This window comes from Parasphingorhabdus sp. (assembly GCF_048267785.1).
Lineage (GTDB): Bacteria > Pseudomonadota > Alphaproteobacteria > Sphingomonadales > Sphingomonadaceae > Parasphingorhabdus.
In genome coordinates this window covers 1-13,186 of sequence record NZ_JBLWWU010000031.1, presented here as the reverse complement: position 1 = coordinate 13,186, position 13,186 = coordinate 1, and the positions used below count along the sequence as shown (strand labels likewise).

Genomic DNA, 13,186 nt, shown 5'->3' with positions numbered 1-13,186 from the left:
AATATCAACCAATAAGACGAGGCCGATGCTCCGCTAATTTACGCAGCCATCTGTGCCAAATGTTCTGACGACGGACAGTCTCTTTGAAATGGAGATAAAGCGGAATCTCTCAATGCATCAGCTAAATTAGTCCTCTCTAACTTTTTCAGTTTTTGATTGTCTAGGGCATTTATGGCCACTCTCAGGCCAAAATCTCTAATTATTGAACGATCATTTAAGTACATCCAGCCATATGAAAATGTCGAGGCAAAGATTCTATCTGAAGACCGAAATGCCAAAATTCCGCATACGGATAATGTAAGTTTGTTTATATCAATCTCGAAGGCCGTTTCGAGCCGCCGGATCCACGGGGGAGAATGTGGATTTCCGGCGATGATATATAGCTTCCCCCCGTCACCAATGTCCAAGCCATCAAAAGTGGCACTGTTTGGATTTGCTAAAGCTTCGATTGAGCTTTCAGATAACAATTGATCAAAGTCTTCTATTTCAGGTTTAGCAAGGTTGAGGTTAAAGGTGTTGGTTGCCATGATAACCCCAGATTAATGTTGGGTCACTATTAAGCCGTTTATGTACAAAAGATAATAAATTTGCAATATCCTTGATTATTCAAGAATAAAAATCTTCACTATTAATTCTTCTATCTTTCTATCATTGTCTTAACAACCGTTACTCAACTGTGCGCCCCGTTCAGCTATGCAATTTTCGAACGGCCTTAAACCGTTAGCTGGGACACCCTCCTAGTTGCGCCTTTAACCCCCCTACGCTAAAGCCCACCCGAACAACCGAATCCCACCTCCGCCAGCGCCCCAACCGGCAAGGCACTCCCCGTAGTGTGGGTTTCAAGAAAATAGAAACGAAAGGCCACACTCCACCATGACAACCACCGGCAAAGACACACTCGGCACCCGCTCGACGATGACCGTCAACGGCACCGACTATGCTTATTACTCGCTCGCGAAAGCGGCGGAAAAGCTCGGCAATATCGACAAGCTGCCTTACACGCTCAAAGTGCTGCTGGAGAATATGCTGCGGTTCGAGGATGGCGGCTTTACCGTCGACGCGAAGGACGCGCAGGCGGTGGTCGACTGGCAGAAGGAAGCCAAGAGCGCGGCGGAAATTCAATATCGCCCGGCCCGCGTGCTGATGCAGGATTTTACCGGCGTGCCGGCGGTGGTCGATCTCGCGGCGATGCGCGACGGGATCAAGGCGCTCGGCGGCGACGCGCAGAAGATCAACCCGCAGGTGCCGGTGCATCTGGTCATCGACCATTCGGTGATGGTCGACGAATTCGGCACGCCGCAGGCTTTTGAAAATAACGTGGCGCTGGAATATCAGCGCAATATGGAGCGTTACGAATTTCTCAAATGGGGTTCGCAGGCGTTTGACAATTTCAAGGTGGTGCCGCCGGGAACCGGTATCTGCCACCAGGTCAATCTGGAAAATATCGCGAAAGCGGTCTGGTCGTCGAAAGATGCCGAGGGCAATCTGGTCGCCTATCCCGACACCTGCGTCGGCACCGACAGCCACACCACGATGATCAACGGTCTCGGCGTGCTCGGCTGGGGCGTCGGCGGGATCGAGGCGGAAGCCGCGATGCTGGGCCAGCCGGTGTCTATGCTGATCCCCGAAGTGGTCGGGTTCAAGCTGACCGGCAAGCTCGCCGAGGGCATTACCGCAACCGATCTGGTGCTGACCTGCGTGCAGATGCTGCGCGAAGTCGGCGTGGTCGGGCGCTTTGTCGAATTTTACGGACCGGGCCTGAAGGACCTGTCGCTCGCTGATCGCGCGACGATCGCCAATATGGCGCCGGAATATGGCGCGACGTGCGGCTATTTCCCGATCGACGAAAAGACGCTGGAATATCTCGAGCTGACCGGGCGCAGCGCTGACGAAATCGCGCTGACCGAGGCCTATGCGCGGGAGCAGGGCTTCTGGCGCTATGACGAGACGACCAAGGACGCGATCTACACGCGCACGCTGGAGCTGGACATCGGCAGCGTGGTGCCGTCGCTCTCCGGCCCGAAATTGCCGCAGCAGCGGGTTTCGATGAGCGAGCTGGACGAAAGCTTCAACCGCGATCTGCAGGCGGTGTTCGGGGTCAAGGACACCGGCGAGCGGGTGGCCGTCGAGGGCAGCGACCACGGCTTTGCCCATGGCGATGTCGCGATTGCCGCGATCACCTCTTGCACCAACACCTCCAACCCGAGCGTGCTGATCGCCGCAGGGCTGGTCGCGAAGAAAGCGCGCGAGCGCGGTTTGCAGCGCAAGCCGTGGGTCAAGAGTTCGCTGGCACCGGGATCGCAGGTCGTGACCGACTATCTCAACAAGGCGGGATTGCAGGATGATCTCGACGCGCTCGGCTTCAATCTGGTCGGTTATGGCTGCACCACCTGTATCGGCAACAGCGGGCCTTTGCCGGCGCCGATCAGCAAGGCGATCAACGACAATGGTATTGTTGCTGCTTCGGTGCTGTCGGGCAACCGCAATTTCGAGGGCCGCGTATCGCAGGACGTGCAGGCCAATTATCTCGCCTCACCGCCGCTGGTGGTCGCCTATGCGCTGAAAGGCACGGTCCGCGAGGATATGTATGAAACGCCGATCGGGCGGGGCAGCGACGGGCAGGATGTCTATCTCAAGGATATCTGGCCGACCAATGACGAGGTCAACGAGGCGATGGGCGGCGCGGTCAATCGCGAGATGTTCATGAGCCGCTATGCCGATGTGTACAAGGGCGACGCGGCGTGGCAGGATATTGATGTGGCCGGTGGCGATACCTATCAGTGGCGCGCGGGCAGCACTTATGTGGCCAATCCGCCTTACTTCGAAGGCATGGAAATGACCCCGGCACCGGTCGGCGATATCATCGAGGCCAAGACTTTGGCGCTCTTGGGTGACAGCATTACCACCGACCATATCTCGCCAGCGGGCGCGATCAAGGAGGACAGCCCTGCCGGAGAATATCTGAAAAATCATCAGGTTAACAAGCAAGATTTCAACAGTTACGGAAGTCGCCGCGGCAATCACGAAGTCATGATGCGCGGCACCTTCGCCAACATCAGAATCAAAAACGAAATGGCCGACGGCAAGGAAGGCGGTTACACCAAATATAACGGCCAGATCATGCCAATCTACGACGCCGCGATGAAACACAAAGCTGACGGAACGCCATTGGTGGTCATTGGCGGAGAGCAATATGGCACCGGCTCTTCCCGCGACTGGGCGGCGAAAGGCACCAATTTGCTGGGGGTTCGCGCTGTGATCGTCGAAAGCTACGAGCGGATTCACCGGAGCAATCTGGTCGGAATGGGTGTGCTGCCGCTGCAATTCATCGACGGCATTGACCGTGAGACATTGAGCCTCGACGGCACCGAAAGCTTCACCATCAAGGGTGTTGCCACGCTGAAGCCGCTACAGGAAGTCGAAGTCGAAATGACCCGCGCTGACGGTACGGTCTCAACCTTCAAGACCCAGTGCCGGATCGATACCGCCAATGAGATGGAATATTTCCTGAACGGCGGAATCCTGCACTATGTGCTGCGGAATCTGGCAGGCTAGCATCGGCCGAAACATTATGTATGGCCGGGGCGTGGAAGAGACGCCATGCCCCGGCTGCACCACATGGCGCGAGGGGTGGTGACCGCCGGGCGACTCCAGCAGTTTCTGATGGCATTATCGGAAATGGATTCCTGGCCGCCGCCGGCCAGGATCAAACAATGGCGGGCGAAAGACGCCTAACCGGTAATATGCAATTCCAGTTTGGCTTTCGCCGGCTCTTCGTCGGCCCGCAGGCCATTCAATATGGTGTTGACCACAATCCGCAGCCGCTCTTCGGTCGCCACGTGCATCATCTGCATCATGATCCTGGGATTGCAAAATGGCTGCATCATGGTGTTGACCAGAGACACGATGCTATCGAGTTCCAGGCCTTTGAAATAGCCTTTTTCCATCGCTTCGACCAATATTGAAGCCATATAATGATCGGCAAGATCGACATAGCCCTTGATCACTTCGAAATGCTCGTCACCCAAATCCATATAGGCTTCAAATAGTTCAGGATCATCCTCGTATCGCGCGCGTTTCACGACCAGTCGATTGGCAAAAAACTGATAGAGTTTCTCTTCTACCGGGATATCCGCGGAAACCAGCGTTTCCATGATTACTTGCAATTCCGCGAACCATTTACCAGCCATCGCTTCGGCAAGCGCATCCTTGCTTTCAAAAAAGCGATAGACGTTGGAGGGTGACATTCCGACTACCGTGGCGAGATCAGCCATAGTGAAGCTGATTGCGCCTCGGTCCTGAATCAGACGGTCGGCGGCTTCCATGATTTTGATCCGGGTGGCTTCGATATCTGTTTCGGGACGGGGCATATACGGGCTCCTTCGCACGGCAAAATAGCCATCGTGATCTATATAGGCAATACGGTTTCATGATAAAAGATGGAATCCTTCACTTATCAATTGCATTTTGCTGAAATGTTTGTCTGTTCGTGATCGTTTTGGGCCGCTAAAGATTTGCTATGCAAGACGACCAGGCCAATAATCCAAGTCCGGAAACACCAAAGTCGAAACAGGGTTTCGGCGCATTTGCTCCGGTCACGGGCAGTATTCGCCTATTCCGTCGGTGGTGGCGTGTCGCCGTTCGCGCTGATGTCAATCAGCAGGCGGTAATCAATAAGGTTCGCGAGGACAGTGGTTTTACGCCGCATTTCGCATTTATGACCTCAATGTCGGCCGGCATCGCGATACTCGGCTTGTTGCTTTCATCTCCGGCAGTAGTGATCGGCGCGATGTTGCTATCACCATTAATGGGCCCGATCATGGGTGCCGGCTTTGCTTTGGCGGTTGGCGATTCTGTGTGGCTGAAGGAAAGTGGAAAAGCCATTCTGTTGGGCACGATAATCTCGATATTATTCGCAGGCCTGGTGGTGACCATGTCACCGCTGCAGATGGTCACGGCCGAAATCGCATCCCGTACACGACCCAATCTGTTTGACCTCGCGGTAGCCCTTTTTTCGGCATTGGCTGGCGCCTATGCAATGATCCGGGGGCGAATGGGCACGATTGTTGGTGTTGCTATTGCCACCGCCCTGATGCCGCCACTGGCGGTTGTCGGTTTCGGGCTGGCGACGTTAAACTGGTCTGTTTTCGGGGGATCGCTACTTCTGTTTTTCACCAACCTGATGACGATTGCCCTGACCGCAACGGGGATGGCGCGGCTCTATGGTTTCCGCTCGCATCTTTCCGAACGGCAATCGCAGGTGCAGGTCGCTATCATGGCTGTTGTGTTCGTCGCACTTGCGATCCCGCTTGGACTGTCGCTCCGGCAAATTGCATGGGAAGTCAATGTTTCGCGCTCAGCCAATGGCTATATCAAGGACCAATTTGGCAGTAGCGCAAGCGTGTCAAAAATAGAGATTGATTTTGATGCCCAGCCGATCGTGGTGAATGCGACGGTTTTTACCCCAAAAATTCTCGCCGATGCCAATGAACAAAGCACACGCGTTATCAGCCGCACAGTGGGGCGGTCGGTTGTCGTAAAAATAACGCAGTTTAAGGTGGAATCCGGCGCCGAGGCGCACGCGGCCGAATTGGCTGCCGCAGGCGCGCAAGCGCAGGCGCAGGAGGCTGAAATTCAGTTGGCCAGACTGCGCGAAAACCTTGCCTTGATCGCTGGGGTCTCGGTCGACGAGGTGACGCTGGATACAGCAAAACGACGGGCGCTGGTGATTGCAAAGCCGCTTCCGGGTGCGTCGTTGGCCTCATATTATACGCTCGAACGACGTGTCGCTGCAAAAGCGAAAGACTGGAATATCAAGTTGCAACCTCCAACTGTTGCCCTGCCGGAATTGACAATTACGGACGGTGCGCTAGCCTCGACATCGAGTGCCGATCTGGAGTTGATAGTCTGGGCGTCGGAACGGCTAAACTTGCCATTGGGGATAACCGGATCGGCTGAAGGCATGGCTGTCGCCAAGGGAATTTTGCAGGCCCGGAATGTCACGGTTGCGCAGGAAACAGAAGCGGCTGCTCCGGATGGCGGCATAAGTTTGCGATGGGCGGCTCCGGCAGAAAGCACAAGCTTGCAGCAATAGTCATTTAGGCCCTGTTAATTTTCAATAGGTTAGCGTCGAGTCTCAATAGGGGAGAAAAAATATGCGGCATTTTGCTTTCACTGGATTATTGCTGGCGACGATGGCTTCCCCGGCGATCAGCCAGTCAACATCGGAGGTTTCGGCGCAAGGCGATGTCTCGGTTACAATCTATAATAATAATCAGGCGTTGGTGCAGGATGTCCGCAATCTGAATCTCCCAAAGGGGCGTAGCAAGCAGCAATTTCCAGATGTCTCGGCCCAAATTCGGGCGGAAACCGTGACGCTGTCCGGGTCCGGTGTCGGTATTGTTGAGCAAAATTTTGACTTTGACCTGCTCACCCCGGCCAAGCTTATGGAAAAGGCGGTTGGGCAGACGGTCACGCTGATCCGGACTAATCCCGCGACCGGTGCGGAATCCCGGGTGCGGGCCGAAATCCTCGCGGCGAACGGTGGTGTGGTTATGAAGATCGGCAACACGATTGAAGTGCTGCGCGATGACGGTCTTCCGGTAAGGGTAATTTTCGACCGTGTGCCGCCGAATCTGAGGGCGCGACCGACGCTGTCGATAACCATGGAATCTACCGGAGGGAGAGTGCCCACGACATTGAGTTATCTCACGCCCGGCCTCGGCTGGAAAGCTGATTATGTGACCATGTTTGATGATGCAAAGCAGACGATCGATGTGCAGGGATGGGTGACGTTGACCAACAATAGTGGCACCGATTATCGCAATGCCAATGTTCTGCTGGTCGCTGGAAGTCCCAACACGGGTGGAGGACGGAACAGTTATCCGCGATGGCCGACTGGTACGATCGACAGCGCTGGAACCGAATCCGGTGACCGGGAACGGCTGGGAGATTATTATCTCTATCCGCTCACCGAGCGAACCACAGTTGCCAATGCCCAGCAAAAGCAGGTCAGTTTTTTGGACGTAACTGCTGCTCCAGCTCGCAAAGTCTATGAATTTACCAATGGTTGGCTAGGTACCCGTGAGGCAACCAGCGCCAATTCGGTGTTAAAATTTTCGACTTCACGCGCAGGCGGTCTGGGCGACCAGCTACCATCCGGGATCATGCGCGTCTATATGCGTGACAAGCGGGGCGATCCACAATTCATCGGCGAAAGCCAGATCGAGGCAACCCCGATGGGGTCGTCCATGTCGATCCGCACCGGTGAAGCTTTTGATGTCAAGGTCAAGACGGTGGTCGAAGAACGAACCCGGCGTTCGTCCAGTCGCTGGCGGACCAAGATGCGCTACGAGGTTACCAATGCCCGCCCTGAAGCAGCGACGGTCGACCTGTCCCAGTCAGGATTATGGGGGGATGTCCGTATCGAACAGGAAAGCCATGTCAGCGAACGGGTGTCGGCCGACAAGGTGGAATGGCGTCTCAACGTACCTGCCAATGGTAGCGTGACGGTGACCGCGACTTTCGACAGCCGTTACTGATCGGCGCGAACAGCATGACCGTCTTCCGGCTCCTGGCCTTTTTGGCATTGGCGTTATGTTCGCGGGTCAATCCGCTTGCCGCGCAGCAGCTGGTCGTCTCCGACGAACCCACAGATGTGTCGATCACCATTTATCGTGCGCCCGAACGCGGTGACGAAGCGATTAATGTCGATTGGCCGCAAGGCTATGCGCTGATCACCGAAACCCGTATTGTGAACCTCCCGGCGGGGGACGCGATGGTCCGTTTTGAAGGCGTATCGGAAGGCATGTTTCCGGAAAGCGCGATAGTGACGGGCTTGCCCAACGGGGTCAGCGAAAAGAACCGGGATGCCCGGCTTTTGTCGCCGCAAGGCTTGGTTGATGCCTATCTCAAGCGGGAAGTTTCCATAACCCGCACCGACAAGGCCACCGGAGCCTCTCGTACGCAAAATGTATTCATCACTGCCGGGCCTGACGGGGGCGTGATTTTTGAAAGCGATGAAGGATATGAGGCCTTGCATTGTACCGGCCTTCCGGAACGGATGATTTTTTCGGAAGTTCCTGCAGGTCTGTCTGCAAAACCGACGCTGTCTATTCTCACGACCTCGCAGCAGGCAGTGACCGCGAAACTGACGCTGACCTATTTGGCTTCTGGCTTTGACTGGCAGGCCAATTATATCGCAACGGTCAAACAGCGAGAAGCTGATGAGAAGGCAAAGCTGGACCTGTTCGCTTGGCTGACCGTAGCCAATGGCGGCAACCAGAGTTTCGAAAATGCCAATATGATGGTGGTTGCCGGCGAACCCAACCGCGAGCGACGTGGTAACCAGGTGCGTCCGACCGGCGGCGCGCTGATAATCCGGTGCTGGCCGATGCAGCGTACCCATCAGGTACCCTATAATCAGGGATATATGTCATTTCCACCTCCGGCGCCCGTTTACGCCCCGATGATATTTGAAGGCGAAGGGGCAGAAATCACGGTCACTGCGACGCGGCGTAGTGAAAAAATGATGGATATGGCGTCGCCGGTTGCGGCGGTAGTGGCGGAACAGCAAGATCTCGGTGATCTCAAGCTATACCGCGTACCCGAACGGGTATCGGTTAATGCCAAGGGGCAGAAACAGGTTGCAATGATCGTCCAGTCGGGTGTGACTTACGAACGCATTTTCGTCGCGAATGCCGGCAATTATAGTGAAGATAGCGCACCAATCAGCTATATTTTACGAAGCAGGAATGATGCCGTAAATGGTCTCGGTGTGCCGCTTCCGGCGGGTAAAGTTGCGGTTTTCGAGAATAGTATTGTCGGACCGCTTCTGGCCGGAGAAGGGGCTTTGCCAGATCGGGCAATAAATAATGAAGTAGAGGTGGAAGTCGGCAGTTCACCTGACGTGCGATTGTCGGTGATTCAGGTGAAACGTTCCAGACACAAGGAAAACTGGCGCGCTGTAGTGACCAATGCCCGTAATCATCCGATCAGCTTCGAAATGGAAATTCCGTCCGACATATCGGGTCGGCCAAAGGGCATTGACGTTATTGACGGTATTCCCACATGGCGGGTGACAGTTCCGGCCAATGGGGAAGCGAAGCTCTCTTATGCGATCCAATTGCGCTGACGACGGGCACCCTACTGTTGCAGATATTTCTGCTTTGATTCTTCCGGGATGATTCGGGGATGATGGTTTTCGTCGAGCGCCACGAACGTGAACAATCCGCTGGTCACCGGCACCTGTTCTTCCGCTAGATTGCGTGAGGCAATCACGTCGAGCCGGATCGCGACCGAGGTGCGACCGATCCGTTCCACCCGGGCATAGACCGAAATCAAATCACGGGACAGGATAGGCGCGATAAACTCCATGGCTTCGATCGCGACAGTGGCGGTCGATCCGCGCGCCACTCTTGCCGCCATGATTCCACCAGCAATGTCCATTTGCGACAATACCCAGCCGCCAAATATATGGCCGTTATTATTTAGATCGCGTGGCTGTGGTGCAACGCGCAACACCGGTTGCATTTTCGTCAGTGCGGTCAGATCATCATTCCCCATCGTGTTGGACCTCTCGGGAGACCGGATCGTCGATTGATTCATCATGTCCGCTCCCGCTCGATAGAAATACCAGTCCCATCAACGCAGCGGTCAGCATCAAAGCGAAGACGATACCTGCCGCCGTGGCTATATATAAATGAATCGAAACCCAGCCATGAAGATAAAAAAGAATGGCCAGGGTGATGGCGACGCACAATAGGGCGAACAGCGCCATGCCACGAATCAGCCGCCAATATCGCGCCCAGGCGACGGTTGCGTACAGGGGATCATCAAGGCGGGAAGGTCGGGACAAAGGGGACTCCATAGGTTTCCAGTGCATTGGGCGCGTTTCCTGTTACCATCAAGTCCAATCAGATTCAAAAATATGTTATAGATGTGTGAAAATCAGAATCAGGATCGAGGAGATGGACGATGACCATTCATACAATTTTGCAGGGACGCAGCGCCGAAATACATAGTTGTACTGCAGATATGTCGGTTTCGCAGGCGGTCGAGATACTGGCAGAAAAACGAATCGGTGCTCTTCCTGTGCTCGATGGAGAAGGAGTGGCAGGTATATTTTCCGAACGTGATGTGCTGCATTGTCTTCGGAAATATGGGCGAGCTGCGTTGGATCATGTCGTGCGCGATGTGATGACATCCGATGTGATTTTCGTCGAACGAACCAAAAGTGTCATGGGTGCGCTGTCTTTGATGACGAAAAGGCGGATTCGCCATTTGCCGGTCGTAGAAGATGACAAGCTGATCGGTTTTGTATCGATTGGCGATCTTGTCAAATACCGGATCGACAAGATTGAAAGCGAAGCGGCGGCAATGCGAGACTATATTCAATCTGCCTGACGCGCCTCGCGGGGCAATAAATAGGGTCCTGATCAACCGATCGATTGGTCTGGAAGACAAACGGCGATATGTTCAACGGGAGCGTATAGCGCTCACTGGCGACGCGGGCGTCGATACTGATTGGCGTGATGACACTCCTGTTCAGCCTCATCATATATCGTCATGTGGTCGAGATACCGGATTGTTCGAAAAAAGCGAGAGCGGCGGAGCGTATCGCTCTGGCCCGTTCAACCGGATCAGGATATTGATCGCGACAGGCCTTAGATCGTATCTCAAGACTGAGCGGGATACCATCGGGTAAGCCGTGCAGGATATCGCTGACGGGGAGCTCCCCCTCACCGGGCATGCTTCTCAAATCCACGGCATCGGTGAGATAGGCTTCGAAATTGTTGTCACAGGCGAGATGGCCGTCGCAGACCTGAGTATAGGGCAGCAGGTTGGGATCCACATCTTTGAGATCTTCTACATGGTGCCCGGCGCGTTGAAAGTGGATTATATCAATCAGCAATGCAGCAGCGGCGTGATCTGCACGGTCGATGATATCAAGAGCATCGGCCATGTTGCGGACCGCTGTTATCATCAGAAACTCGAGTGCCACGCGCATATTCCCTGGTGCAGCCCAATCACAAAGCTGATGGATGGCCTCTGCTGTTCGATCTTTATCCGGTTCTGCGCTGACCATCAGGACATTGGCAGCTCCAAGCTCCAATCCCGCATCGATGATCATTTTATGTTGTTCTGCCAACTTGCCGCCCTCGGGAATCCATATCACCTCGACATCAAGAATGGATAGATCATATCGCGCGATTGCTGTCCTGGTAGCGTTTAAAGAGGTGGCATCCCATTGGTCCGGATCAATCGTAAATCCGCAATGGTTGAATCCCGCCTGACCGGCTGCATCCGCGATCTGATCTGGCTGGAATTCCGGCAATGTCCCGGCAGCGAGTGATAGAATATGATCCATAAGGGCAGACTGTGCGTCCGATGTCGTTCAGACAACAGCCATTATTATGAGGGGGAAGTCCGCGATCCCGTTATCAGCATTTCGTCTCGCATGATCGGACTCGCTGGCAATATGGGATCATTCGGCTTCTAAAGTCTGCGACCTCATATCCGCCGGTTTTGGTTCCGGCGGTTTGCGCCGGACGACCAGCCGGATCACCTCCATTAGCGTCGGTTTGGCAAGAATATATAGCAGGCCTATATAGGCGAGCCCTCCGGTGGCGACCAGCAATGCCAGACGTGCATAGACAATCATCTCTGGCAATATCTGATCCGCGACAAAGACAATGGCTGCCATGGCGATCGAAGCCGAGAGTCCCGGCCAAACGGCTTTGGCCACGTCCCATGCGGTAATTCCGATATGGCGGCGGGATTGCCAAAAGGTGAAAATCGTGAGGATGGGAAATGCGATCACCCAGCCCCAGGCGAGACCGTAAACGCCATATTGGATTGCGATCAAAAATGTGACCGGCATCAGGATGGCGCCAAACATATTGGTCCGAGCGGTGACTTGGGGGCGACCCAGCGCGTTGTTTGCCGGTGTGAACAAAATCTGTAACGTCATGACCGGCATTGCAAGCGCGAGTATTGCGACAAAGGGAGACATTTCAGTCCATTTGGGGCCGAACAATGTTTCCACCAGTGGATAGGCGGTTACGGCCATGCCCAGATATAGCGGGCATGAGATCAGCATGATCAGACGGATTGCCTTCAGGAAAGACCATGCCAGCGCGCGCGGATCAGATTGCAGGCGCGAATAGGCAGGGAAGGCGACTTCGTTCAGAGGCGGAACAAATTTTGCAGCAAAAATTGTCGTGAGGAATAACGCCTCTGCATAAAGGCCGAGATCATGCGGATCAAGATAACGGCCGGCAATGAAAATGTCGGACTGGCTCTGGATGGTCCAGAACAAATGGCTGGCCAGCAGCGTAGCTCCGAATCCGAACATGGCGCCAGCGCCTTTGAAGTTGAAGGTCGGCAGGATGTAGAATTTGACGGCTATGACAAGGCAGATCGCGCGGCTCCAGAATATTGCCAGAGGCGCATAGACCAGAGTCCACACGCCATAGCCGTTATAGGCAAAATACAGGGCTGTGACCGCGCCGACCACTGCAGAGATAAGATTGATGATTGCAGGCTTCTTGAATTCCAGTTCGCGTGTCATCAGCGCCTCTGGCAATACCATGAATGGAGTCGCCAGATAGATAAGCGCTTGGACTCTCAGCAAATCCGCAATTATCGGTTGGCGATAATATTCGGCAGCGAAAGACGCGAGAATCAACTGAAGGATCGCAATGCCGGCATTTAGCAGTAAAAGCATCCCGAAGGCCTGGCGAATCCGGATCGGTTCCACTTTTTCGGCCTGAATGATCGAACTGGCCAGCCCGTATCCATTCATAAAACTCAGAAAAACGAGAATGACCTGCGTCATCGCAAAAATGCCATAGTCCCCCGGGTTGAGCAACCGGATCACTGCCAGAGTTGCTCCCCAGGAGATTATCTGCGACAATATCTGTGTGCCGGAACGCCAGAAAACTGCGTTTCTTACCCGGTTCCCAAAATTACTATCATTGTCCAATGGTGCGGTATCCTTACGCTGGATTCGACGGATTGATGCCGTTTTCTCCCTGGAAGCCCGGTCATAAACATAAAGTGCAAATATTTTTGAAACAAAAGTGAAAAACTATGTTGACCAGAATGGGCCATCCATCTAGAGGACGTTTCATCAGCATGCGGTGGCTCGTATGGGCCCGGTTTTGTTGATCGTCGAAATTAGTAA

Annotated in this window: 11 protein-coding genes; 5 read left to right on the top strand and 6 right to left on the bottom strand. The window is 54.3% G+C overall.

Going from position 1 to position 13,186, the window contains the following annotated elements; genetic code table 11:
* Positions 1-38 precede the first annotated feature (38 nt).
* Entirely contained in the window at positions 39-527 is a 489-nt protein-coding gene (locus ACN0VD_RS16520) for a TIGR04141 family sporadically distributed protein (protein WP_417596261.1), read from the bottom strand.
* Positions 528-873: 346 nt separating this feature from the next.
* On the opposite strand from ACN0VD_RS16520, the gene acnA reads away from it, so the two are divergent.
* The gene (gene acnA / locus ACN0VD_RS16515) at positions 874-3,555 is read left to right on the top strand and encodes an aconitate hydratase AcnA (RefSeq protein ID WP_417596259.1); all 2,682 of its coding nucleotides are present in this window, start codon (positions 874-876) and stop codon (positions 3,553-3,555) included.
* A gap of 176 nt (positions 3,556-3,731) precedes the next feature.
* Here the strand turns inward: acnA and ACN0VD_RS16510 are convergent, their stop codons facing one another.
* On the bottom strand, positions 3,732-4,370 hold the full coding sequence (locus tag ACN0VD_RS16510; RefSeq protein WP_417596257.1) for a TetR/AcrR family transcriptional regulator: 639 nt from the start codon (positions 4,368-4,370) through the stop codon (positions 3,732-3,734).
* Between the two features lie 149 nt (positions 4,371-4,519).
* Between ACN0VD_RS16510 and ACN0VD_RS16505 the strand changes: the two genes are divergently transcribed.
* The 3 genes from ACN0VD_RS16505 (at position 4,520) to ACN0VD_RS16495 (ending at position 9,133) form a co-directional block, all read left to right on the top strand.
* Positions 4,520-6,094, top strand: a complete 1,575-nt coding sequence (locus ACN0VD_RS16505; RefSeq protein WP_417596255.1) for a DUF389 domain-containing protein — start codon at positions 4,520-4,522, stop codon at positions 6,092-6,094.
* Between the two features lie 61 nt (positions 6,095-6,155).
* The gene (locus ACN0VD_RS16500) at positions 6,156-7,541 is read left to right on the top strand and encodes a DUF4139 domain-containing protein (RefSeq protein WP_417596253.1); all 1,386 of its coding nucleotides are present in this window, start codon (positions 6,156-6,158) and stop codon (positions 7,539-7,541) included.
* 14 nt (positions 7,542-7,555) lie between these two features.
* Positions 7,556-9,133, top strand: a complete 1,578-nt coding sequence (locus tag ACN0VD_RS16495; RefSeq protein ID WP_417596251.1) for a DUF4139 domain-containing protein — start codon at positions 7,556-7,558, stop codon at positions 9,131-9,133.
* Between the two features lie 11 nt (positions 9,134-9,144).
* On the opposite strand, the gene ACN0VD_RS16490 is transcribed toward ACN0VD_RS16495, so the two are convergent.
* Together ACN0VD_RS16490 and ACN0VD_RS16485 are read right to left on the bottom strand one after the other, a co-directional pair.
* Positions 9,145-9,531 (bottom strand): acyl-CoA thioesterase, encoded by a 387-nt coding sequence (locus ACN0VD_RS16490; RefSeq protein WP_417596263.1) that lies wholly within the window; start codon positions 9,529-9,531, stop codon positions 9,145-9,147.
* A 22-nt stretch (positions 9,532-9,553) separates the two neighbouring features.
* Positions 9,554-9,778 (bottom strand): hypothetical protein, encoded by a 225-nt coding sequence (locus ACN0VD_RS16485; RefSeq protein WP_417596250.1) that lies wholly within the window; start codon positions 9,776-9,778, stop codon positions 9,554-9,556.
* A 197-nt stretch (positions 9,779-9,975) separates the two neighbouring features.
* Here ACN0VD_RS16485 and ACN0VD_RS16480 point away from each other — a divergent pair, with 197 nt between their 5' ends.
* Complete coding sequence (locus tag ACN0VD_RS16480) at positions 9,976-10,404, top strand: CBS domain-containing protein (RefSeq protein ID WP_417596248.1); 429 nt, start codon at positions 9,976-9,978, stop codon at positions 10,402-10,404.
* A gap of 160 nt (positions 10,405-10,564) precedes the next feature.
* Here the strand turns inward: ACN0VD_RS16480 and ACN0VD_RS16475 are convergent, their stop codons facing one another.
* Together ACN0VD_RS16475 and ACN0VD_RS16470 are read right to left on the bottom strand one after the other, a co-directional pair.
* Positions 10,565-11,368: a sugar phosphate isomerase/epimerase family protein gene (locus tag ACN0VD_RS16475; protein WP_417596246.1), complete on the bottom strand. Its 804-nt coding sequence runs from the start codon at positions 11,366-11,368 to the stop codon at positions 10,565-10,567.
* Between the two features lie 117 nt (positions 11,369-11,485).
* Complete coding sequence (locus tag ACN0VD_RS16470) at positions 11,486-12,985, bottom strand: lipopolysaccharide biosynthesis protein (protein ID WP_417596245.1); 1,500 nt, start codon at positions 12,983-12,985, stop codon at positions 11,486-11,488.
* Positions 12,986-13,186: the final 201 nt, after the last annotated feature.